The following is a 21,186-nucleotide window of genomic DNA, read 5'->3' on the forward strand; positions in this document are numbered from 1 at the left end:
GAAGAGTGGCGACACTTGAGGAAATCAAGGCACTGCTGGGGGAGCCCCGCTTCCATTGGTCGGATCCCGCTCCGTGGATCCAGCTGGAACAGGAGCTCGGGGTCTCCTTTCCCGCCGACTTCCGGGAGATAACCGATGCCTACGGCCCAGTCCTGATCAGCGAAAAGTTATACCTGGACCACCCTGGCCATCGGTTCCGGAACCTGGGTGAAAGCATCAAGGAGTCGCTCGAGTCCTGGCTCGACATGGAAGAAGAAGTGCTGGCGGAGTTCCTTCCCAGTAAGGCTGGATCTCACCCCGGAGAGCTTTTGCCGATCGCAAGGGGAACAACAGCGGAGGAAATCCTCCTACGAGTACCCCACGAGCCGTCAGCACCATGGGCCGTCGTCGTACAGGAAATGGACAGCGGGGAGTACGAGCTCTACGAAATGACGTTCAGCGACTGGCTGCTGGCCTACCTCAAGGGCGAGGACGTCATGGCGGGTTGCGCCCCTCCGGCCCGCCTGTTCTACGAGTCCTTGACCTAGGCCGTGTTTGAGAACGCGGCCGGTGCCCAGCGGAATGGCCAAGCCCAGAAGGAGCCGCCGGGCGGCAAACGGGCCGAACCCGACGACCACGGCCTGGGCCGGCCCCGCGGGGGTTGGACCACCAGGGTTCCCCGTGTCGGGCTGGGTTCGATGTTCACATGACGGGCAGCACCTCGCTCGGTGACTGATAGTCCGGGCGAGGTGAGCCTGTTGGTGCGACGGACCGACTGCCTTCCGGGCCGGCCCCTGGGACCGGCCCGGTCCCCAGTCAGCTGAGCCGGGTGGTGGCGTACACCTCGATGGCGTCGCGCTGGTACGGGGCCAGGCCAGGTGCGATCGCCTCGTACGCGGCGCGCCAGGCACTGTTGTCCACACAGGAGCGCCCGATGGCGCGGTACTCCTCGGCCGACACGGGCCGCAGTTCGGTCATGGCCTGGTACTGGGCATCGATCTGGGCCTGCACTGGCGCGGCGTCGGCCGGGTGGCCGGCGGCCATCAGGTCAGCCAGCAGAACCATCTGCGTCGTGCGCTCGCGCTGTCCGGCCTCGATGTCCTGCGGGGTCATCACGGCGACCGTGCGGGCGACTTCCTCGGCGTGCTCGGGAAAGTCGCGCAGGCTCTCCTGGTACTGGGAGGGCTGAATGCCCTCGAACAGGTTCTCCGGTCGGTTGATGGTCACGGAATTGCCGTCCTTCCTGGACTGCTCCAGTTCGGCGATCGTGCGGGAGACGGTGCCTGCCAGGGCGTCGAGCCGGTCTCGCTCGGCGAGCAGCCGCCGATGGTGGCCACGCAGGGCGTCCACCTTGTCGACCTGCTCAGCCAGGATCCGGCCGACCTCGGGAAGCCCTACACCCAGCGTCCGTAGTACGAGAATTTGCTGCAACAGCAGAAGCTGATGGTCCTCGTAATAGCGGTGACCGTTGGCCCCGATTCGGGCCGGCGGCAGCAGACCAACCTCGTCATAGTGCCGCAGGGTCCGGGCGGTCACGCCCGACAGCCGAGCGACCTCCGCGATAGGCCGGTCCATCGCTGTCTCCCTCACGATCGCGTCACCGGGCCGGTTTCTCCGGCCCTGCTCAGGACGGTAGAAGCTGCCGCAGCGGCAATCGCAAGCCCGCGCCCTCACCATCCGGATGGTCGCCCGCGACTCTTCCGGACGGCCCGCCCAGCACACCAGCCACTTCTCAAACACGGCTCAGCGGTCCCTCGGCACCCACCGGTTCCGCACGGCGGATCCCCGGCCGCGCCTGCCACCACCCGTCCACCGGCAGGTGCGGCCTCAGACATCCCTGCCCCAGTGAACGGCACGCAGGTCCCGGACGTACCCGTCGAACCGCGTGCCGTCCCTGCTGTACGGCTGCCCGCCAGGAGTGAACCCCGCCCGCCGGGCGACCGCGGCGGACGCGGGATTCCCCGGCTCCACCTGCATCACCGCCTCCTCCCCGCCCTCACCGGCCGCGTACCGGGACACCAAGAGGACCGCGCGGGTAGGCCAGGCCACGCCCCCTCCACGCCGGACAGAGGCCGTGGGCGACATTCACCTGGCCGGGAGCCGGCCCCTCTCCCGCCGCGTCGCACCATCGGATTCCGCAGGGCGTCGCCCAGAGCCGCGTGCTCAGCCCCGGCGCACCGCTGGCGACCAGTCCGGCGTGGGTATTTTCCAGCTGGTGCCGCTGGCCTTTCTCGGCTGTCTCGGAGTGGACAGCTCAAAGGGGTGAAGTCTTGCTCAATCGCTTCTGATGGCCGAACTCCAGGAGTAGGACGTAACCTCCATGGGACTGGGAGACCGGCATCAGAAGAAGGACGTCGAAGCGGCGCTCCAAAGGGCGGAGGCGCGCGGTCTTGAGGTGACGCACGACAAAGAACCGTCATCACTGGGGCTATGTCATTTGCTGCCCATGCAAATGACAGCGTGACCGTGCACTGCACCCCCAGAGACTCAGGACCCGCTCACCCCGGAGCAGGAGGACACTCTCGCCGGGCTCGACAGCTTCGCCGACGGCGATGTGGGGCTTGAGCAGCGGCCCGGGGTCTTCTCGCTCTTCACGTGTTACGTGGACGCTCCGAGCCTCACCGAAGCCATCGCGGATGCCCTCGCCCGCTTCGAGGACTTCCCGGGGGTCCTTGTCCGCAGCGTCGAGCTGAGTGAGTACTCGCTCGCCTACAACGGCATGGCGACCGGAGCCGTCGTGCCGTGCCCGGTGGACTGAGACGGGCCAGGCCCCCGGGCCGACGACGTGAAAACACCGTTTCCGCGGAGGCCCCCGGCCCGTAGGGTCCTCGGGCATGACTGTGCTGCACGGCGATTTCGTCGCACTCCGCCCCGCCGACACTTCTGACATCCCCGCGCTGGCCGCGATCCGGGCCACGCCCGAAGTGCGGGCGAGATGGCGGGGTGGGGAGGATCTGGCGGCGGAGACGGCGGAGGATTTGAGGGATCCGGAGACGCGGTGTCTGGCGATCGAGTATGAGGGGCGGGTCGTGGGGCTGATTCAGTGGACCGCGGAGGAGGAGCCGGATTACCGGCATGCGGGGATCGATCTGTATCTGGATCCGGCGGTGCACGGGAAGGGGCTGGGGACGGACGCGGTGCGGGTGATGGCGCGGCATTTGATCGATGATCAGGGGCATCATCGGCTGACGATTGATCCGGCGGCGGACAACGCGGCGGCGATCCGGTGTTACGCGAAGGTGGGGTTTCGGCCGGTCGGGGTGATGCGGCAGTACGAGAGGGATGCGGACGGCGGCTGGCACGACGGGCTGTTGATGGATCTGCTCGCGGCGGAGCTGGTGCGCTGACCGTACGGAAGGAGGGGCCCGCCGTCCGGCGACGGCGGGCCCCGGGGCGCGGGCTGTTACGGGTGCTCGGGGGTCACGTAGTAGGAGGCGAGCGCGGTCAGCACTTCCTCCTCGGTGACGCGGCCGTCGCCGTCGGCGTCGAGGGCGCGCGCGGCGGCGCTCGCCAGGGCGGGATCGACGCCGAGGACCTTCAGTACGCGCTCGACGGCGGCGAGGGTGAGGCCGGAGCCGTCCTCGTCCGCGATGGCGATGACCGCGTGGAGGAAGGGGCGGGCGATCTCGGCGAAGCGGTGGGGGTTGTCCCGGAGGCGCTTCACCGCGCCGGTGACGAACTCCTGCCGCGAGACCCGCTGATCACCGTCCACGTCGGCGATCCCGGCCATGCCCTGCCAGAACGCCTCCGCGCCGCTGTAGAGGGCCTGCCCCCGCGCGCAGCGGGCGGTGGTGGCGAACTCCGTGAGCAGGGCGGCAGCCGCCCCGCTGAAGTCCTGCCGGTCGATATAGCCGTTGCCGTCCTGGTCAAAGGCGGCGAAGCGAGACGCGATCTTGCGCTCGTACTCTGCGCTGTCCATGCGGGGAGCGTACGGCCCCGGATGGCTGACGCGTGCAAGTACCCGCCAATTCACCGGATCCGGCGGACGGCGCGCCCCCGGAAACGCGCCGGGGGGCGCTCACGCCGGGAGTGCCTCCGGCTCGTCACCGGTGGCTGATGCGGCGTCGGCGTACACATCGAAGAGACGGCGTACGCCCAGCGCGCCGAGCACCCGGTTCACATGGGACCCCTCCGCCGGGCCCCGGTCGGGGAGTACGAGGCGGAGCCGGCCGCCGCAGGAGTGGAGCAGCCGGCGGGCGGCGATGAGGACGCCGACCCCGCTGGAATCGCAGAACAGCACGTCCGACAGGTCGAGGACGACCTCCCGGTGGCCCGCCGCGACGGCGGCGTGCACCTCGCGGCGGACCTCCGGCGAGGACACGAGGTCCAGTTCGCCGCGGACGCGCAGCACGGTCCACCCGCCCTGTCTGGCCTCGCCCACAGTGAGCGTCACCGCAAAACCTCCCTTAGCAGGCATAGAGCATCATGTCACCGCACATTCCTCCAGGGGCGCCGCCCCCTATCACCTCGGCCTTCCCCGGGGGGCGCACTTGAAGCAAAGGGGCGTACGCGAGTATCCGCGCGCATTACATTCGCGGGGAGGGGGACAGGTACGGAAAGACTCGGAGCACGAAGCAGGGCACGGGCTGGGGCTTGGGGGCCGTATGGCAAAGGACACACCGCCGCGCTGGGACCACAGGATGCAGCAGCGGCTGGCACGGGGAGAGGCGGCGGCGCTCGGCGAGCTGTACGACAGGTTCGCCTCGCTGGTGCACATGCTGGCGCACCGGGTGCTCGACGACGACGCGGCGGCGGACCAGGTGACCCGTGAGGTGTTCGGCTATGTCTGGGAGAACCCCGACGCGTACGACCCCAAGCAGGGCTCGATGCGCTCCTGGATGGCCAAGCTGACCAACAGCCAGGCCGTGCACCGGCTCCGCCAGAGCGAGGCGGCGGCGCTCGCGGACGGCCGGGGCGGCTCGCCGGAGGAACTGGAGCTGAAGGTGCGCCGGGCGGCGGTGGCGGCCCGCGCCGACTACATCGTCACCTCGATGCCCGCCCCGCTGCGGGCCGCGCTGGAACGGGCGTACCACCAGCACATGGACTACCGGCAGACCGCCGAGGACCTCGGGGTGAGCGAGGACGAGGCCCGGCGCAGGCTGCGGCTCGGTCTCCAGCTGCTGTCGACCGCGCACAGCCGCCCGCTGGAGGGCTCCTCGCCACCCGGATACGGGCGCTCCTCGTGAACGGGCCGCTGGACGAGGGCCGCGAGGAGAGCGGCGGCGACGACGGCCAGGAGTGGTACGGGAGCCCCGCCGGGCCCGAGAGCCGTCTCGCCGGGGACCGGCGGGAGGCGCCGCGCATACCCGGGCCCCGCACCGCCGCCGACGACCACGACGACGACCCGGACACCGGGCCCGGCGCGCCGGTCGGTGAGGAAGCGCCCCCGTCCCACAGCGTGCTGAAGTCCCTCCTCGGGGCCTGGGCGCTCGCCGCCTGCTCCGCCGGGGAGACCGAGGCGGTCGAGGCGCACCTCGGCGAGTGCGCGCCCTGCGCCGAGGAGGCGCTGAGACTGCGCGACGCGGTCTCCCTGCTGCACACCGAGCGCGATCTGGACCTCGATCCGCTGCTGCGGTTCCGGGTCCTGGAGAACTGTCTGGGCCGCCGGCCCGCCCGTGTCCCGGTGCCGGAGTGAGCCTCGCCCTATGACGCGGAGACCGCCCGGCTGGACGCGCTGCTGCGGGACATCGGCAAGGCGGAGTGGAACCACCCGGTGCGGCTGAAGTGGTTCGACGGCCGGGAGGAGGCGCACCGGGAGACGACGGTGGCCGGGGTCATCGGGCATCTGATGACCGTGGACGGACTGGTCTCCGCCGCCCTCGGGCTGGACGATCCGCTGGGCCGCGACGCACCGCACTCCCCGGCGCGGCGCAGCGAGCGCTTCTGGCGGTCCGAGCACCCGCCGACCGCCGAGGAGGTGCACGAGCTGTGGCGGGACCAGAGCCACACCCTGATCCGCACGGTGTCGTTCGCGAGCCGGGGCGTGGCCGAGCTGTCCGTCTCGTACGGCGATTTCTCGCTGCCGCTGCGGGACTCCCTGCTGGACCGCGCCTTCGAGTGCTGGACGCACGCCGACGACATCGCGGAGGCGGTGGACTATCCGTACGAGCCGCCCCGGGGCTCCCATCTGCACCGGATGGTGGACCTGGCGGCCCGGCTACTGCCCTCGGCCCTGGCCGGACGCCGCCGGGCGGGGCTCGCGGGCCCGGCCAGGGAGCTGGTCCCGGCGGGTGCCCCGGGCCGCTCACTGCGGCTGGAGATCGAGGGCGCGGGCGGCGGCGACTGGTACATCCCGCTCGACTCGCCCGCGGCGCTGGGCTCGGCCGACCGGACGGTGGCGCAGGTGGCACTGGACCGGGTGGAGTTCTGCCGGCTGGTGGCGGGGCACGTCCCGCCGGAGGAAGCGGCGGCGGGGCAGGACGGCGACCGCGAGGCGATCAGGGACGTGCTCTTCGCCGCCGCGTCCCTGAGCCGGGTGTGACACCCGGCGCACACGGACGGAGGGAGCCGTGTGGCGGGGGCCCGCACGCCCCCGCCACACGGCGGTCATATGGTCCGGCGGCCCCACCCTACGGGTACGGGCCCCATGGTCATGGGTATCAGTCGAAGATGACGGTACGTCGGCCGTTCAGCAGAATCCGGTGCTCCGCGTGCCACTTCACCGCGCGCGCCAGCGCCTGGCACTCCACATCGCGGCCGACCGCCACCAGCTGCTCCGGGGTCACCCCGTGCCCCACCCGCTCGACCTCCTGCTCGATGATCGGGCCCTCGTCCAGGTCGGCGGTCACATAGTGCGCCGTGGCCCCGATCAGCTTCACCCCGCGCGCGTGCGCCTGGTGGTAGGGCTTCGCGCCCTTGAAGCTCGGCAGGAAGGAGTGGTGAATGTTGATGATCCGGCCGCTGAGCCGCTTGCACAGATCGTCGGAGAGCACCTGCATGTAGCGGGCGAGCACCACCAGCTCCACCCTCTCCTCGCGCACCAGCTCCAGCAGCCGCGCCTCCGCCTCCGGCTTGTTCTCCCGGTTCACCGGAATGTGGTGGAAGGGGATGTGGTACGAGGCGACCAGCTCGGCGAAGTCGGTGTGGTTGGAGACCACGGCCGCGATCTCCACCGGCAGCGCGCCGATGCTGGAGCGGAAGAGCAGGTCGTTGAGGCAGTGACCGAACTTGCTGACCATGAGGACGATCCGCATGGGCTCCTCGGCGAGATGGATCTGCCAGTCCATCTGGAAGGAGTCGCCCACGGCGGCGAAGCTGGCGCGCAGCTTCTCCACGGTCACCGGGGCCTCGGCCGAGAAGTGGACCCGCATGAAGAACAGACCCGTGTCCTGGTCGCCGAACTGCTGGCTGTCCTCGATGTTGCAGCCGGTGATGAAGAGATAACTCGACACGGCGTGGACGATGCCCTGCTTGTCCGGGCAGGAGAGGGTCAGGACGTACTGGTCGGTCATCCTCGTAGAGTGCCACAGACTCGGCCCCCGGCCGGAAGCCGTCCACGGAACGGTCAACCCGTGCGCGTTATGATCCGCAGCACATCGAGCGATCGGGGCGGGGTGTCCGGGTCCTCGCCGTCATTGGCCGACAGCAGCACATGGGCCTCACGGCAGGCCCGGACCGCGTCCGGCCAGCCGGGGTGCGCCATGTACGCCGAGACATGGGCGTCCGCGCCGACGTGGTGCATGATCCGCAGCGTCCGCAGCACGGCGGCGTCGACCAGCGTGGCCTCGCCGGAGTCGCGGAAGATCGTGCCGACGTATTTCTCGGCGGACCAGTTGTCCAGCCAGGTGTCCTCGACCAGCCGGTAGACGGCGTCGGTGACATCGCCGTATCCCTCCAGGCCGGCCAGCCAGGCCTCCTGCTGGAACGCGGGGTCGGAGAGCATGTGCAGGGCCGAGCGCACCTGGGTGCGCCAGCGCCACCAGGGCATGTCGTTGAGCGGCATACCGCCCATGGTGGATGAGCGACGGCCGCGGCGGGAAGAGGGGACCGGTCCTTGCTGGTGCACGCCTTCGATCGTACGGTCTCCGCCCGCGCGCGCCGCAGGCCCCCCGCAATTCACCTTTCCGACACCCCGCGTTGACGGGCGCACACACCTGCGTTACCCGGGCGGCGGAAGGGTGACGGGCCATGACCCGTAGGCGACGCTCGACCTCCCCCGGGCCCTCGGGGCCCCGATCCACCCCGGCCCGGACGGCTGCCGCCGCCGCTGCCGCAGCGGCGACCGCCGGAGTGCTGCTGATCACCGGCTGCGGGGTGGTGCCGGGCGGCTCCGACGGCTCCGGGGAGCCCGTGACGGTGGTGACCTTCGCGCCCGAGAAGACCGGGGCGACCAATATGCCGGGGATGAACGCCATGGCCGACACGTACGCCCGCTGGGTGAACGCGCGGGGCGGCGTCGACGGGCACCGGCTGCGGGTCGTCACCTGCAACGAGCGGAACACCGCCCAGGGGGCCTCGGCCTGCGCCCGGCGCGCGGTGGAGGAGAGGGCGGTCGCGGTCGTCGGCTCGTACAGCCAGCACGGGGACGCCTTCCTGCCGACGCTGGAGGCGGCCGGGATCCCCTTCATCGGCGGGTTCGGCATCTCGGACGAGGAGTTCAGCAGCTATCTGTCCTTCCCCGTCAACGGCGGTCAGCCGGCTCTCCTCGCCGGGCACGGGCTCCAGCTCGCCGACGTCTGCGACCGGGTCGCGCTGGTCCGGCCGGACTCCGCCGCCGGGGACCAGCTGCCGCAGCTGCTGAACGCGGGGCTCGCGGCGGCCGGGAGCCGCACCGCCGACGTGCTCGCCCGCGAGGACGCCACCGACTACACCGGGGTCGCCGCCCGGGCCCGTACCGAGGCGGGCGCGGGCTCCGGCTCCCCGGCGGACTCCGGGTCCGGCTCCGGCTCCGGCTCCGGCTCCGGCTCCGGCTCCGGCTCCGGGGAGGAGTCCCGGCCGGGATGCGTCACCGCCGCGCTCGGCGAGCGCACCGAGACCTTCTTCGACTCCTTCCGGCGGCTGCCCGAGGACGGATCCCGGGTACGGGTCTCCTCGGTCATCGGCAGCGTCGGCCAGTCCCTGATCGACCGCACCGGCGGTCGCGGCGGTCCCCTCGAAGGCGCGTTCATCACCGGCTGGTACCCCGCCGCGGGCGACAGCCGCTGGGCGGAGATGAGACGGGTGATCGCCGAGCACGCCTTCGCCGACAACCGCGTCGACCCGGCCGACGCGGGCGTGCAGACCACCTGGATCGCGTACACCGTCCTCGCCGCGGTCATCGAGTCCCTCGACACCGACGAGATCACCTCGGGAAAGATCACCCAGGCCCTCGACGAGGGCGTACGCGTGACGACCGGCGGGCTCACCCCCGAACTGCGCTGGGAGCACGAGGACATGCTCGGCATCCCCGACTTCCCCCGGATCGTGAACCCCAGGGTGACCTTCCAGGTGGTGCGGGAGGGGCGGCTGGTGGAGCAGCGCGAGGACTCCGTGGACGTCACCGAGACGCTCTCGGGCTCCGTCGCGGACTGACGACCCACGCCCCGGCCCGGGGGTGCGCCCGGGGAGAGCCCGTACGCCCCCGGGAAGGCCCGTGGACGGCCGGGAACCCGGCTCGCCGCTCCTCCGGGGCCTCAGAGGACGGCGACGGCCCCGGGAGGGCTACCCGGGGAGCGCGGCGTCCGGTGCTGCCCCCCGCTTCGCCGGGGCACCCCCCCTCGCGTCCGAAGGGCGGCGGGGAAAGCCACGGTGGGCCGGGCGGGCCTGCGCCCGCCCGGGGCCCGCCGCGTCACAGGCCGGCGCTGTGGCCGGAAAGGTGTGCCGTGCCGGAGGTCCCGGCGCGGCGGGACCGGGACACGGTCACGGACCGGCCGTACGGCGGCGAGCGCGGGCGTCAGAGCTGGTGGCTGCCGCGCCTGGGGAGGCCGTGGGCGGTGGCGATCGGGTTCCAGAGGGCGGCGGCCTCCTGTTTGGCCTCGGTGGCCTCGCCGCTCGCGCTGTTGCCCTCGGCGGCCCGGGAGGTGTTGCGGGCCTTGCCGTTCTTGCAGCCCTTCTTCCGGCCGGTCTGGTCGGCCCAGGCGGCGTAGTGGTCGTCCGCCGAGGCGGAGGCCTGCCAGGCCTCGGTGAGCGACTCGGCGAGGTCCTCGTGCTCGGGGAGCTTGCCGATGTCCAGGCCGCCCAGCCGGGTCACCAGGCTCCGGCGCTGCTCGGCGGCGGCGCGCAGATCGGCGGCGGCCTGTCCGAGGTTCTTGCACTGACGGATGTTGGCCACCGAGCGGATCACCGCCGACCGGCTGTCGTTGCTGTCAGCGAGGAGCAGATCGAGCGCCTTGGCCTGCGTCTTCACCGGGTCCTCGGCGGGCGGCTCCGAGGAGGGCGCGGCGGAGGGGGCGGTGCTGGGCGGGGCGGAGGCCGTCGCCGGGTCGGCCGCCGAGGCGGGGTCCTTCTCGCCGTCGTCCCCGCCGAACATCAGCGCGCCGACGCCCAGGCCGAGCACCGCGCAGCCGACCACGACGGCCGCGACGACCGGGGCCCCCATGCGCCGGCGCGGGGCGGCGCGGCGCTGCGCCCTGCGGTGCGAGCCGTCGCCCGCGCCCCGGGGCTGCGGAGTCTGCGGCGGAGGCGTCCCCAAGGGCGGCGGGGGCGGGAACTGCTGCTGCGGGACCGGCTGCGGGCCCCCGTCCCCCGTACGGAAGAGATTGTCGAACTCGGCGGGCGGCGGCCGGTCGCCGGGGGCTCCGGGCCTGATCCCGTACGGCGCGCCCGTGGGCGGCGGCGGGACCGGCGGCGCGTCCCGGCGGCGGTGCGCGCCGAGGTACGCGGTGGACTCGGCCGGGCTCTCGGGAGGCAGCGCCCCCGGCCCGACGGGCGGGATCACCTGGGTCGCGTCCACCGGCTCGGCCCCGACGGGCGGAATGACCTGGGTCGCGTCCACGGGGCCGACCCCGACCGGCGGGATGACCTGCGTCGCGTCGGACGGCCCCTGGCCGAACGGCGGCAGGTGGCCGGGCAGTTCCCCGGGCAGTTCCCCGGGCAGCGGGCCCGCCCCGACGGGCGGGATCACCTGGGTGGCGTCCATCGGGGCCCCGCCGACGGGCGGGATGAGCTGTGTGGCGTCGGACGGTCCCGGCCCCACGGGCGGGATCACCTGCGTGGCGTCCGACGGCCCCTGGCCGAAGGGCTCGGCCGGGGGCAGCGGCTGGGACCGTACGCCGTACCAGTCGTCCGGCGCCTGAGGCGGCTGAGGCGGCTGCGACGGCTGCGGAGCGGGCGGGTACGGGGGCTCGCCCTGCCAGGACTGCCCGGGTGGGCCCCACTGCTGCGGGGGCGCGGGAGGCCGCTGCCCCCACTGCTGTCCGTCCGCCGGGGCGGGCCGCTCGCCCGCGCCCCGGGGCGCCCAGGGGCCGGCCGTCTCGGGGGGCAGCTCGCCGCCCCGATCGTCACCCTGTCCGCTGTGCGTCACGAGGACTCCTCCGTATGGGCGTGCGGGACCGTCGGTTCACGCTACCGGCTGCCCGGAGTCCCGCCGCACACGCGCCGTGGAGCCTGTCGGACATGCCTCCTCAAGTCGCTTCCCGGGAACGGCGTGTGACCGTCCTCACTCAAGACCCGGGCTCATGCCGCCTGGAGCTCCACCCGCGCCCCGAACTCCCGGACCGCCGGTTCGTCCGCGTACGGCTCCAGGCGCTGCTGGAAGTCCTCCAGATACTCCGCGCCCCGGCTGGAGCGCAGCCGGGAGAGCAGATCCAGCGCCCGGCCGCCCGTGTGGCACGCCTGTTCCACCTCGCGCTGCTGCACCTGGGCGGTGGCCAGTACGACGAGACCGATCGCCCGCCGGCGCGCCCTGGTCTCCGGGTGGCCGTCCAGCGCCTCGGCCGCGTGGTGCGCGGCGGCCTCGGGGCGGGCCAGGTCCCGGTAGCAGTGGGCGAGTTCGTCGGCGAGATAGGCGCGGTCGAAGTGGGAGATCCAGGACGGGTCGTCGCCCGACTCGGGCTCCGCCCGCTCCAGCGAGGCGATCGCCTTCCCCGCCACGGTGTGGCAGGTGCGGGAGTCCCCCAGCAGGGCGTGTCCGCGCGCCTCGGCGGCGAGGAACATCGCCTCGGCGCGCGGGGTGGCGTGTCCGCGCGCGCCCTCCTGCGCGGCGCGGGCCAGTTGGGCGATCTCCCGGGGGTTGCCCAGCTGGGCGGCGAGATGGCTCATGGAGGCGGCCAGCACATAGCCGCCGTAGCCGCGGTCGCCCGCCGCCTGGGCGAGGCGCAGGGCCTGGATGTAGTAGCGCTGGGCGAGTCCGGGCTGTCCGGTGTCGACGGCCATGTACCCCGCCAGCTCGGTCAGCCGGGCGACCGCCGCGAAGAGTTCGCGGCCGACGGACTCCCGGTAGGACCCGGAGAGCAGCCCGGAGACCACGGAGTTGAGGTAGTGGACGACGACCGGGCGGACATGCCCGCTGCCGAAGCGGTGGTCCAGCTCGGTCAGCGCGGCCGTCATCGCCCGCACCGCCTCCACGTCGCAGGTGCCGACCCGGGAGCCGGCCGAGCGCGCCACCTGGCTGTCCGCGCCGGTGATCAGCCAGTCGCGGCTGGGTTCGACCAGCGCGGAGGCCGCGACCGAGGTGCCGGAGAGGAAGTCGCGGCGGCCGACGTCGCTGCGCCACAACTCGCAGACCTGCTCGATCGCGCCGAGCACGGTCGGGGAGAACTGGAGCCCCACGCCGGACGCGAGGTTCTTGCCGTTGGCCATGCCGGTCTCGTCGATCGTGACCGTACGGCCGAGCTTGCGGCCCAGCGCCTCGGCGATGATGCCGGGCGCGCGCCCGCGCGGCTGCTGTCCGCGCAGCCACCGCGCCACCGATGTCTTGTCGTACCGCAGGTCCAACCCGCGTTCCGCGCCGACCATGTTGACGCGGCGGGCGAGCCCGGCGTTGGAACACCCGGCTTCCTGAATGAGCGCCTGCAACCGTTCGTTCGGCTGTCGGGCGACGAGAGGCCTGGCTGCCATGAAAACCTCCTGAGGCCGCGGTGATCCGCTCAGGGATCGATGCCCGGCTGATATACGGAGAATGCAGAATTGACGGACTTGGTCTGGTTTTTCCACTAGGGCTGCCCACGCTGCTTCCGGACGCTTCCGGAATCCGTCCGTGAACGGGCGCGAACGGACCGTCAGAACCTGCCCACAGGGCCGCGCCCCACGGAAAGACCCCGTCCGGACAACGGCCGGAAGGCCCTCTTCGGCCCTCCGGGTCCGGACGGACGGCCGACCCGCGCCACCGCCCGGAACAGACGACATCCCGCCCCCCTTGTACACGTAGCTACCCGCCCCCGAGGTCCGTCTCCACGCGCGCCCCCGTCCGTGCATCCATGCGCCCCATATGCGGGATCATGAGCGCGGGGCGGGCCGTAGGGTGCCCGTAACTCAAGGTGATGGTGGGAGTTGACTGGTCGTGGAAGAGACCATTGGAGTGAGAGAAACCGCGGAGATCCCCCAGCAGAGGGGCGAACAGCTGCTGGATCACGCGGTGCGGTACGCGGAGGAGCGGCACTGGGACGTATTTCCGGGGACCTGGCTGGAGGCGGCCGACGGCAGGGAGCACTGCTCGTGCGGCGACACCTCCTGCGGGACGCCGGGCGCGCACGCGGTGAATTCCGACTGGGCGAGCCAGGCGACGGGCAGCGCGACCGCCGTCCGCCGGATGTGGGGGAAGGACCCCAGGGCCTCGATCCTGCTGCCGACGGGGCGCGCCTTCGACGTTCTCGACCTGCCCGAGTCCTCGGGCTTCCTGGCGCTGGCCAGGCTGGAGCGGATGGAGCTGCCGCTGGGGCCGGTGGCCTGCACCCCGGACCGGCGGATGCTGTTCTTCGTGCTGCCGGGTGCGGTGGCCAAGGCGCCGGATCTGATCCGGGGTCTCGGCTGGGCCCCCAGCTCGCTGGATCTGATCGCGCGGGGCGAGGGGCACTACGTACCGGCCCCGCCGACCCGGGTCGGCGGCCGGGGCGCGGTGCAGTGGGCGCGCAGGCCCACCAACGCCAACCGGTGGCTGCCGGACGCCGAGGAGCTGATCAGCCCGCTGGCGTACGCGTGCGGGCGGGACGCCGTCGCGGCACGCGCCCGGAACGCTTAGGAGACGCCTACATAAGGTGGACCTGGTACTGACGCGTACATATCCAATACGTGCGTGACATAGGGGACACCGAAAGGCGGGCACCATGCCGGATATCCGGGCGACAGGGACCGGGGGCACAGACGCGGGCGGGGCGCCGGTCGCACCGCCCGCTGTTCGGGTGGAGGGGCTGTGGAAGCGGTTCGGCGAGCAGATCGCCGTGTCCGGCGTCGACCTCACCCTCCCCGCCGGCAGGTTCATCGGCCTGGTGGGCCCCAACGGCGCGGGCAAGACGACCACCCTCTCGATGGTGACCGGCCTGCTCCGCCCCGACCAGGGACGGGTGGAGGTCGCCGGGCACGATGTGTGGCGGGACCCGGTGGCGGTCAAGTCCCGGATCGGCGTACTGCCGGAAGGGCTGCGCCTCTTCGAGCGCCTCTCCGGCCGTGAGCTGCTCGCCTACACCGGGCGGCTGCGCGGACTGCCGGGCGCGGAGGTCGACAAGCGGGCCGACCAGCTCCTGGGCGTACTGGATCTGACGGGATCTCAGAACAAGCTGGTCGTGGACTACTCCACGGGCATGCGCAAGAAGATCGGGCTGGCGGCGGCGCTGCTGCACAACCCCGAGGTCCTCTTCCTGGACGAGCCGTTCGAGGGCGTCGACCCGGTCTCGGCGCAGACGATCCGGGGGGTGCTGGAGCGCTACACCTCCTCCGGCGCGACGGTGGTCTTCTCCAGCCATGTGATGGAGCTGGTGGAGTCGCTGTGCGACTGGGTCGCGGTGATGGCCGCCGGCCGGATCCGGGCGCAGGGTCCGCTCGCGGAGGTACGCGGCGACGCGCCGTCGCTCCAGAGCGCCTTCCTGGAGCTGGTCGGGGCGACCGGCCGGGACACCGCCCACGAGGCGCTGGACTGGCTCGGCGGCAACGCCGCGGCCGGTGACGGCGGTACGGGCGCCGCGGGCGGTGCGCGTTGAGCGCCCCGGCCGCGGCGGGCACCGGTGCCGGGCCCGGCACCGGGGAGCTGGCGAGGATCTTCGTACGGCTGAAGCTGTCGCTGCTCCGCAACGGGCTGCGCCAGTCCTCCGCGCGCACCGCCGTCTTCGTCCTCTCGCTCGTCTTCACCGTCCTCTTCGCGGCGGGCCTGCTGATCGGGCTGATCGTGCTGCGCGGCGGCAACGGCGCGGCGACCCTCACCGTCCTGCTGACGGCGGTGCTGGCGCTCGCCTGGGCCGTGATGCCGCTCTTCGCCCCCGGCGGCGACGAGACGCTCGACTCGACCCGGCTGGTGATGCTGCCGCTGCGCCCGCGCCCGCTGGTCGCCGCGCTGCTGGTCTCGTCGCTGGTGGGCATAGGACCGCTCTTCGCGCTCTGTCTGGTGGTCGGATCGGCGCTCGCGCTCGCGCACGGCCTCGCGGCCGTGGCCGTCTCGCTGCTCGCCGTGCCGCTGGCGCTGCTGATCTGTGTGGCGCTGGCGCGGGCCGTCGCCGCGGCCAACGTCCGGCTGCTGACCTCGCGCAAGGGCCGTGATCTGGCGCTGCTGAGCGGGCTGCTGGTCGCCCTCGGCTTCCAGCTGGTGAACTTCGGCGTGCAGCGGATCGGCGAGGCGGGCGGGCTCTCCGTGCTGGAGCCCGCCGCGCGGATCGTGACCTGGCTGCCGCCGGCCTCCGCGATCGGCTCGATCGACTCCGCGAGCGAGGGCCGCTACGGCTTCGCACTGGCGCAGCTGGCGCTGTCGGCCGCCGCGCTGGCCGCGCTGCTGTGGTCCTGGCAGCGGAATCTGACGAAGCTGATGACCTCCCCCGACGGCTCGACGCTGGGCGCGGCCCAGGACTCGGCCACCGGCGGGGAGTCGTCCGGCACGCTGTCGCGGCTGCTGCCCGAGGGCCGCACCGGCGCGGTGATGCTGCGCGGTCTGCGGTACGCCTGGCGGGACCCGAAGACCAAGGCGTCCTGGGTCACCGGGCTGGCGATCGGTCTGCTCGTGCCGCTGTTCAGCGCCGCGCAGGGGACCGGCTCGGTCTATCTCGCCTGCTTCGCGACGGGCATGCTCGGCATGCTGATGTACAACCAGTTCGGGCAGGACACCTCGGCGTTCTGGATGGTCGCGCAGACGATCTCGACGACGCGCGAGGCGTACGAGGAGCTGCGGGCGCGGGCGCTGGCGCTGCTGGTGATCACCCTCCCGTACACCGTGGTGACGACGGCGGTGACGGCGGCCGTGCTGGGCGACTGGGGGGCGCTGCCCTCGGCGCTCGGGGTGTCGTTCGCGGCGCTGGGCGTGTTCCTGGGCACGGGGGCGGTGGCCTCGGCCCGGCTGGCGTACTCGATCCCGCAGGACAGCGGGTACAAGAGCGTCGCCCCCGGACAGGCGGCGCTGGCCTGGATGTCGCTCTTCGGCGGGATGGTCGCCGCCCTGCTGCTCTCCCTGCCGGTGATCGTCCCGACGGTCTGGCTGCATCTGTCGGGCGACGAGGGCATGCTGTGGCTGATCCTGCCCGCCGGGGCGCTGTACGGGCTGCTGATCGGCTGGGCCGGGCTGCGGATCGCCGCGCCGCAGACGGCGAAGCGGCTGCCGGAGATCCTGGCGGCGGTCAGCAAGGGGTGACGAGGGAGGACGAGGGGTGATCCGCCGCCTTCGGCGAGGGTGTTTTCCCGTCGAAGCGGGGTGGCGAAGAAACGTACCGCCTGAGCGTTTTCCCAGCTCAGGCGGTTCTTTCTGAGCGGACCACTCAAGATTGTCCATATGCCGGACGCCTTGCGGGAGCGTTCGGCACCCGTCGCGAGCTGCCCAAACGAACATTCGGTCACCCCTGCCGGGACCCCTGCGGCCGGAAAGACGCGATCGAGGTGCGCTCACTGTCCGCGTACGCGAGACTCCCGAGCGCAATCACCCTCAGAGCGAAGGAGCTTCACCGATGCGTTCTGTTCGCAGCACGATCGCCGTCACCGCCGCGCTGGTGCTCAGCGCGACCGCCGCGGTCTCGGCGCAGGCCGCTCAGACCCGGTCCGAGCCGGTGCGGCCGGTCGTGACGCACACCCTGGCGGCCCCTGCCGCCGCCGGGTCCTTCGAGGGCGCGGCGGCCGGGCGGACGGCCCGGCTGTACGCGCCCTCCGCGCTCGTCCTCAGCGTCGGCAAGGGCACCGACCCGATGAGCGCGGCCGTGGAGCGCGCGGTCACCCTCGGCTGTACGCCGCGCGCCCACGGCACCCACCCCTCGCCCGCCGCCGCCTGCGGCGAACTGCGCTCGGTGGACGGCGAGTTCGCGGCGCTGCCGACGGCGCTGCCGCAGACGTTGTGCACGCGCGAGTACGACCCGGTCACGGTGACGGCGGACGGGGTGTGGCAGGGCGAGCGGGTCGCGTGGACGGCGACGTACAACAACGGCTGCGAGATGGGCGCGTACCTGCCCGGGGCGCTGTTCTCCTTCTGATCCCCGCCCGGTCCCCGCCGGGCCTTCCCGACGGCGTGTCGGGGCCGCTCCGGCCGTCCTCCGCACGGGACGGCCGGTGTCCGGGCCGGGCGCTCAGCCCGGCCCGGACGCGCGCACTCCGTCGCCCTCGGGGGCGCGGTCGCGGTCCCGGCAGTGCGCGTCGAGGAAGGGTTCTATCGCCGCGTACCAGGCCGCCGGCCGCTCGTAGTGGACCAGATGACCGCCCTCGGCCACCTCCGCGTACCGCCCTCGGGGGAGCACCCGGACCATCTCCTGGGCCTCGGCGCGGCCCAGCTGGCCGTCCGGCCCCCGGACGACCAGGGCGGGGCAGGTGACCTGGGCCAGCTGGTCCCAGTGGGCGTCGTGGGCCCAGGCGGCGCGGGCGGCGAGCAGCTGCTCGCGGGAGAAGACCGGACGCCAGCCCTCCGCCCCTTCGGCCATCATCTCCGCGAAGAACTCGCCGCGCGCGGGGCTGGGGCGCTCCAGCCAGGGGTCCGCCTCGCCGAACCAGTGGCGGGCCTCGGCGAGCGAGGCGAACGGCAGCGGCCAGGAGCGGAACCAGTCCGCCCATTCCCGCTGGGAGGCCGCGCCGTGGGCAGCCGCCCGCATGTCGCAGACGATCAGCGCCCGGACCAGGTCGGGGCGGGCGGCGGCGAGCTGCCAGGCGGTGAGCGCGCCCGCCGCGTGCCCCACCAGGGTCACCGGGGCGAGGCCCAGCCGCTCGATCACCGCCACCGCGTCGGCGAGGTGCGCCTCGCGGGTGAAGGGGCCCTCGGCGGGCTTGCCGCTGTCGCCGTGGCCCCGCTGGTCGAGCGCGACCACCCGGTGGCTCCCGGTCAGCAGCCGGGCCGCCGGGGCCCAGTGCGAGGCCCGGCCCATCAGGCCGTGCAGCAGTAAGACGCCGGGGGCGGAGTCGGGCTCCGCGCTCTCCTCGGAGCCCTCCCCAGGGGCCCCGGCACACTCCCCGCCGGACTCCTGGCCCCCCTCCGGCGATCTGGTGAACTCCCAGGCGGCCAGGTGTACGCCGCCGGCTCCGGTCACGTCGATGCGGCGCACCATGTGCCCGGCACCCCCTTCTCTTCCCCGGTCGTCCGTCCGGCCGGACCCCTCCCCGCCGGACTCCTTCAGTTTATCGAACCAGCGTTCGAAGATGCGGCTTCGGGAGGCAACACCCCTCGTTCGAGTGACCCCTCACCAGGCATGACTCCCGTCGGCGAGGGGAGACCTTCTGCGGGAGGCGGGCCGCTCGGGGAAGACGGTCCGTGGGGGCTGACCCTGGGAGCTCGGGGCTCCGGGTCAGCGCGGGGGAGGGCAGGCCCCGGCGTCCTCGGGCGCCGGGGCACTCCCGTGCCGGAGTGCCGTCCGGCCCGGGGCGCGGACCGCCCTCGGGGAGCGCGGTTACGCGGCGCGCCGGCGGAGCCGGACGCGTGGGGGCGTACGACGGGCGAGTCACCCTGATCCCTCCCCGGCCGTATGTCATATGCCTCGGCGACAGCCTCGCACGCGAGGGGCCCGCAGGGCTTCCCCCGGGGCCGAAAACGGTGCCGCTGGGGCCGGTGATATCCGGTGATACCGGGGCCCTGGCGCACGGCCGGGCGGGGGCGGCCGTCACGGCCCGAGGACCCGTCCCCGGCGGCGGCTCCGCCCCTCGGGGCGCGGCCCGCCCCCAGCTCCCGGGGCGGCGACGGCCCTCCCGTCCGCTCCCCCGGCACCTGGCCTGAAGCCGCCCCGGAGACGGCGAAGGCCCTGCCGCGCGCCCCGGGGGCCAAGGTCGTCCCGGCCGGGCGCACGGGAGGGCCCCGGCGTGGCCCGGGGGTGAGCCCGGGCCGTTCTTCACTCGTGTGTCACTGACGGGCGTGGCTCAGCGCTTGGCCACGAAGACGTGGGAGGCGACATCCGCCTCCAGCTCCGCGGCCTCCCCGCTGCTGCCCACCAGCACCCCGCCGGGCGACTCGGTCACGCTGACCACCGAGCCGGGCTGCACACCCGCGCGCCGCAGGGTGTACATCAGCTGGGCGTCGGTCTGGATCGGCTCGCCGATCCTGCGGACGATCACCGTCTTGCCGTCCACCCCGGGGTCCAGATCGGCCAGCGAGACCATGGAGTCGTCCAGGAACGGATCGGCCTCCGCCTTCTCGCCCAGCTCCTCCAGGCCCGGGATCGGGTTGCCGTAGGGCGACTCGGTGGGGTGGCGCAGCAGCTCCAGCACCCGGCGCTCCACCGCCTCGCTCATCACATGCTCCCAGCGGCAGGCCTCCGCGTGGACCTGCTCCCACTCCAGGCCGATCACATCGACGAGGAGGCATTCGGCGAGGCGGTGCTTGCGCATCACGCGCGTCGCCAGCTTCCTGCCCTCGTCGGTCAGCTCCAGGTGGCGGTCCCCCGCGACCGTCACCAAGCCGTCCCGCTCCATGCGGGCCACGGTCTGACTGACCGTGGGCCCGCTCTGGTCGAGCCGCTCGGCGATACGGGCGCGCATGGGAACCACACCTTCCTCTTCCAGTTCGAGGATGGTGCGGAGATACATCTCCGTGGTGTCGATCAGTCCGGACATACGTGCCCCTCGATGAAATCGTGCGCTGCGGCCCCGGAGTCAATTCTTACGCATCCCGCCGACAACCGTGCCGCGCCGGGAGAAGCCGCCGGGCAGAGCCGTTGTGGAGACTGTAGGGACAGTATTGACAGGGCAATGGTCCAGACCGCAACGTGATCGGCGGCACGGGTATTCCCCGGCGCGCTCCATGTTCCACATGTCCCGGGTACGCGCGCCCGCATTCCGCGTCCCCGAACCTCCGGAGAGGGCTCAATGATGAGCGAGAGCAAGCTGGCCGGTCAGTTCTTCGACGCGGCCATCGGTCTGCTGGAACGCGTGCGCGACGAGGAGGCGGACAGCGTAGCCGCCGCCGGCGGGGTCATCGCGGACACCGTCGTCGCGGGCGGCAGGCTCTTCGCCTTCGGAGCAGGACACTCCTCGCTCGCCGCCCAGGACGTCGTCTACCGGGCCGGCGGACTCGCCCTGATGAATCTGCTCGCCGTCCCCGGCGTGGTCGGCGTCGACGTCATGCCCGCCACCCTGGGATCCGCGCTGGAGCGGGTCGACGGGCTGGCCGCGGCCGTGCTCGACACCAGCCCGCTGCGGGCGGGCGACACCCTCGTGATCATCTCGCTCTCCGGGCGGAACGCGCTCCCCGTCGAGATGGCGATGAACGCCCGGGCGCTCGGCATCAAGGTCATCGGGGTGACCTCGGTGGCGTACGCCGAGCAGACCAGGTCCCGGCACGTCTCCGGCGGCTTCCTCCGGGACCACTGCGACGTCGTCCTGGACTCCAAGATCGCCGTCGGGGACGCGGAGCTGACCCACGAGGGCATCGAGGCCCCCTTCGCCCCGGCCTCGACCGTGGTCACCAGCGCCCTGATGCAGGCGACCCTGGCGGCGGCGGCCGAGCTGCTGGTGGCGCGCGGCTTCGAGCCGCCGATGCTGCGCTCGGGGAATGTGGACGGCGGGCACGAGTGGAACGGCCGCGTGATGCGGGAGTACGGCGACCGGATCTTCTACCGGCGCTGAGCCCCAGGGGGCTCCCGGTCCGGGAGCCGCGCGCCCCGCGCCGTCGCCCGTGCACCCCGTACACCTCATGCGCGGACCGCGGACCGCGGACCGCGCAGCCGCCCCGGACGCCGACCGGCCCCGGGGCGGCTCCGC

General features: G+C 72.9%; 19 protein-coding genes and 3 pseudogenes. 12 read left to right on the forward strand and 10 right to left on the reverse strand.

Annotation, left to right across the window (positions count from 1 at the left end):
- Window positions 1-5 precede the first annotated feature (5 nt).
- Complete coding sequence (locus ABD371_RS01775) at window positions 6-527, forward strand: SMI1/KNR4 family protein (RefSeq protein WP_344471853.1); 522 nt, start codon at window positions 6-8, stop codon at window positions 525-527.
- A 268-nt stretch (window positions 528-795) separates the two neighbouring features.
- On the opposite strand, the gene ABD371_RS01780 is transcribed toward ABD371_RS01775, so the two are convergent.
- Both ABD371_RS01780 and ABD371_RS01785 read right to left on the reverse strand, forming a co-directional pair.
- The gene (locus tag ABD371_RS01780; protein WP_344471855.1) at window positions 796-1,554 is read right to left on the reverse strand and encodes a MerR family transcriptional regulator; all 759 of its coding nucleotides are present in this window, start codon (window positions 1,552-1,554) and stop codon (window positions 796-798) included.
- A gap of 252 nt (window positions 1,555-1,806) precedes the next feature.
- Window positions 1,807-2,028 carry a GNAT family N-acetyltransferase gene (locus ABD371_RS01785; protein ID WP_344471857.1) on the reverse strand — a complete coding sequence of 74 codons (222 nt, stop codon included), beginning with the start codon at window positions 2,026-2,028 and terminating at the stop codon, window positions 1,807-1,809.
- 271 nt (window positions 2,029-2,299) lie between these two features.
- Here ABD371_RS01785 and ABD371_RS01790 point away from each other — a divergent pair.
- The 3 genes and pseudogenes from ABD371_RS01790 (at window position 2,300) to ABD371_RS01800 (ending at window position 3,326) form a co-directional block, all read left to right on the forward strand.
- Window positions 2,300-2,544: pseudogene (locus ABD371_RS01790) on the forward strand (hypothetical protein).
- Window positions 2,468-2,737 (forward strand): annotated as a pseudogene (locus tag ABD371_RS01795) (hypothetical protein); the annotation flags it as partial. The pseudogenes ABD371_RS01790 and ABD371_RS01795, both read left to right, overlap by 77 nt.
- 76 nt (window positions 2,738-2,813) lie before the next feature.
- Window positions 2,814-3,326, forward strand: coding sequence for a GNAT family N-acetyltransferase (locus tag ABD371_RS01800; protein WP_344471859.1), 513 nt, complete (start codon window positions 2,814-2,816; stop codon window positions 3,324-3,326).
- 56 nt (window positions 3,327-3,382) lie between these two features.
- Here ABD371_RS01800 and ABD371_RS01805 read toward each other — a convergent pair whose 3' ends face one another.
- Window positions 3,383-3,898: an EF-hand domain-containing protein gene (locus ABD371_RS01805; RefSeq protein WP_344471861.1), complete on the reverse strand. Its 516-nt coding sequence runs from the start codon at window positions 3,896-3,898 to the stop codon at window positions 3,383-3,385.
- A gap of 99 nt (window positions 3,899-3,997) precedes the next feature.
- Window positions 3,998-4,372 (reverse strand): STAS domain-containing protein, encoded by a 375-nt coding sequence (locus ABD371_RS01810; protein WP_344471863.1) that lies wholly within the window; start codon window positions 4,370-4,372, stop codon window positions 3,998-4,000.
- Between the two features lie 211 nt (window positions 4,373-4,583).
- On the opposite strand from ABD371_RS01810, the gene ABD371_RS01815 reads away from it, so the two are divergent.
- Window positions 4,584-5,165, forward strand: a complete 582-nt coding sequence (locus ABD371_RS01815; RefSeq protein ID WP_344471865.1) for a sigma-70 family RNA polymerase sigma factor — start codon at window positions 4,584-4,586, stop codon at window positions 5,163-5,165.
- Window positions 5,162-6,460: pseudogene (locus ABD371_RS01820) on the forward strand (maleylpyruvate isomerase N-terminal domain-containing protein). The gene ABD371_RS01815 and the pseudogene ABD371_RS01820 overlap by 4 nt, the downstream one beginning before the upstream one ends.
- Before the next feature lie 118 nt (window positions 6,461-6,578).
- Here the strand turns inward: ABD371_RS01820 and purU are convergent.
- Both purU and ABD371_RS01830 read right to left on the reverse strand, forming a co-directional pair.
- The gene (gene purU / locus ABD371_RS01825) at window positions 6,579-7,430 is read right to left on the reverse strand and encodes a formyltetrahydrofolate deformylase (RefSeq protein ID WP_344471867.1); all 852 of its coding nucleotides are present in this window, start codon (window positions 7,428-7,430) and stop codon (window positions 6,579-6,581) included.
- A 53-nt stretch (window positions 7,431-7,483) separates the two neighbouring features.
- The gene (locus tag ABD371_RS01830) at window positions 7,484-7,930 is read right to left on the reverse strand and encodes an SCO4402 family protein (RefSeq protein WP_417801413.1); all 447 of its coding nucleotides are present in this window, start codon (window positions 7,928-7,930) and stop codon (window positions 7,484-7,486) included.
- A 176-nt stretch (window positions 7,931-8,106) separates the two neighbouring features.
- Between ABD371_RS01830 and ABD371_RS01835 the strand changes: the two genes are divergently transcribed.
- Window positions 8,107-9,489 carry an ABC transporter substrate-binding protein gene (locus tag ABD371_RS01835; RefSeq protein WP_344471872.1) on the forward strand — a complete coding sequence of 461 codons (1,383 nt, stop codon included), beginning with the start codon at window positions 8,107-8,109 and terminating at the stop codon, window positions 9,487-9,489.
- Between the two features lie 361 nt (window positions 9,490-9,850).
- Here ABD371_RS01835 and ABD371_RS01840 read toward each other — a convergent pair whose 3' ends face one another.
- Together ABD371_RS01840 and ABD371_RS01845 are read right to left on the reverse strand one after the other, a co-directional pair.
- Window positions 9,851-11,419, reverse strand: a complete 1,569-nt coding sequence (locus ABD371_RS01840; protein ID WP_344471874.1) for a hypothetical protein — start codon at window positions 11,417-11,419, stop codon at window positions 9,851-9,853.
- A gap of 152 nt (window positions 11,420-11,571) precedes the next feature.
- On the reverse strand, window positions 11,572-12,954 hold the full coding sequence (locus tag ABD371_RS01845) for an NsdA family TPR-like regulatory protein (protein ID WP_344471876.1): 1,383 nt from the start codon (window positions 12,952-12,954) through the stop codon (window positions 11,572-11,574).
- Window positions 12,955-13,408: 454 nt separating this feature from the next.
- On the opposite strand from ABD371_RS01845, the gene ABD371_RS01850 reads away from it, so the two are divergent.
- The 4 genes from ABD371_RS01850 to ABD371_RS01865 all read left to right on the forward strand — a co-directional run bounded on the left by ABD371_RS01850 (window position 13,409) and on the right by ABD371_RS01865 (window position 17,486).
- The gene (locus ABD371_RS01850; protein ID WP_381734363.1) at window positions 13,409-14,074 is read left to right on the forward strand and encodes a bifunctional DNA primase/polymerase; all 666 of its coding nucleotides are present in this window, start codon (window positions 13,409-13,411) and stop codon (window positions 14,072-14,074) included.
- An 85-nt stretch (window positions 14,075-14,159) separates the two neighbouring features.
- Window positions 14,160-15,029, forward strand: a complete 870-nt coding sequence (locus ABD371_RS01855; RefSeq protein WP_344471880.1) for an ABC transporter ATP-binding protein — start codon at window positions 14,160-14,162, stop codon at window positions 15,027-15,029.
- Window positions 15,026-16,660 (forward strand): transporter, encoded by a 1,635-nt coding sequence (locus ABD371_RS01860; RefSeq protein ID WP_344471882.1) that lies wholly within the window; start codon window positions 15,026-15,028, stop codon window positions 16,658-16,660. Before ABD371_RS01855 ends, ABD371_RS01860 begins: the two co-directional genes overlap by 4 nt.
- 310 nt (window positions 16,661-16,970) lie before the next feature.
- Window positions 16,971-17,486: a subtilase-type protease inhibitor gene (locus ABD371_RS01865; RefSeq protein WP_344471884.1), complete on the forward strand. Its 516-nt coding sequence runs from the start codon at window positions 16,971-16,973 to the stop codon at window positions 17,484-17,486.
- Between the two features lie 93 nt (window positions 17,487-17,579).
- Here ABD371_RS01865 and ABD371_RS01870 read toward each other — a convergent pair whose 3' ends face one another.
- Both ABD371_RS01870 and ABD371_RS01875 read right to left on the reverse strand, forming a co-directional pair.
- Window positions 17,580-18,545: an alpha/beta fold hydrolase gene (locus tag ABD371_RS01870; protein ID WP_344471886.1), complete on the reverse strand. Its 966-nt coding sequence runs from the start codon at window positions 18,543-18,545 to the stop codon at window positions 17,580-17,582.
- Window positions 18,546-19,347: 802 nt separating this feature from the next.
- On the reverse strand, window positions 19,348-20,040 hold the full coding sequence (locus ABD371_RS01875) for an iron-dependent transcriptional repressor DtxR (protein ID WP_190124991.1): 693 nt from the start codon (window positions 20,038-20,040) through the stop codon (window positions 19,348-19,350).
- 255 nt (window positions 20,041-20,295) lie between these two features.
- Between ABD371_RS01875 and ABD371_RS01880 the strand changes: the two genes are divergently transcribed.
- The gene (locus ABD371_RS01880) at window positions 20,296-21,051 is read left to right on the forward strand and encodes an SIS domain-containing protein (protein ID WP_344471891.1); all 756 of its coding nucleotides are present in this window, start codon (window positions 20,296-20,298) and stop codon (window positions 21,049-21,051) included.
- The last annotated feature ends 135 nt before the right edge of the window (window positions 21,052-21,186 follow it).

It is taken from the genome of Streptomyces amakusaensis (assembly GCF_039532665.1).
Taxonomy (GTDB): Bacteria; Actinomycetota; Actinomycetes; order Streptomycetales; family Streptomycetaceae; genus Streptomyces; species Streptomyces amakusaensis.

Excerpts from the sequence above, each read along its gene's own strand:
- ABD371_RS01780 (WP_344471855.1), bottom strand. The coding sequence starts at position 1,554 with ATGGACCGGCCTATCGCGGAGGTCGCTCGGCTGTCGGGCGTGACCGCC.
- ABD371_RS01800 (WP_344471859.1), top strand. The coding sequence starts at position 2,814 with ATGACTGTGCTGCACGGCGATTTCGTCGCACTCCGCCCCGCCGACACT.
- ABD371_RS01805 (WP_344471861.1), bottom strand. The coding sequence starts at position 3,898 with ATGGACAGCGCAGAGTACGAGCGCAAGATCGCGTCTCGCTTCGCCGCC.
- ABD371_RS01815 (WP_344471865.1), top strand. The coding sequence starts at position 4,584 with ATGGCAAAGGACACACCGCCGCGCTGGGACCACAGGATGCAGCAGCGG.
- purU (WP_344471867.1), bottom strand. The coding sequence starts at position 7,430 with ATGACCGACCAGTACGTCCTGACCCTCTCCTGCCCGGACAAGCAGGGC.
- ABD371_RS01830 (WP_417801413.1), bottom strand. The coding sequence starts at position 7,930 with ATGGGCGGTATGCCGCTCAACGACATGCCCTGGTGGCGCTGGCGCACC.
- ABD371_RS01835 (WP_344471872.1), top strand. The coding sequence starts at position 8,107 with ATGACCCGTAGGCGACGCTCGACCTCCCCCGGGCCCTCGGGGCCCCGA.
- ABD371_RS01845 (WP_344471876.1), bottom strand. The coding sequence starts at position 12,954 with ATGGCAGCCAGGCCTCTCGTCGCCCGACAGCCGAACGAACGGTTGCAG.
- ABD371_RS01855 (WP_344471880.1), top strand. The coding sequence starts at position 14,160 with ATGCCGGATATCCGGGCGACAGGGACCGGGGGCACAGACGCGGGCGGG.
- ABD371_RS01865 (WP_344471884.1), top strand. The coding sequence starts at position 16,971 with ATGCGTTCTGTTCGCAGCACGATCGCCGTCACCGCCGCGCTGGTGCTC.
- ABD371_RS01870 (WP_344471886.1), bottom strand. The coding sequence starts at position 18,545 with ATGGTGCGCCGCATCGACGTGACCGGAGCCGGCGGCGTACACCTGGCC.
- ABD371_RS01875 (WP_190124991.1), bottom strand. The coding sequence starts at position 20,040 with ATGTCCGGACTGATCGACACCACGGAGATGTATCTCCGCACCATCCTC.
- ABD371_RS01880 (WP_344471891.1), top strand. The coding sequence starts at position 20,296 with ATGAGCGAGAGCAAGCTGGCCGGTCAGTTCTTCGACGCGGCCATCGGT.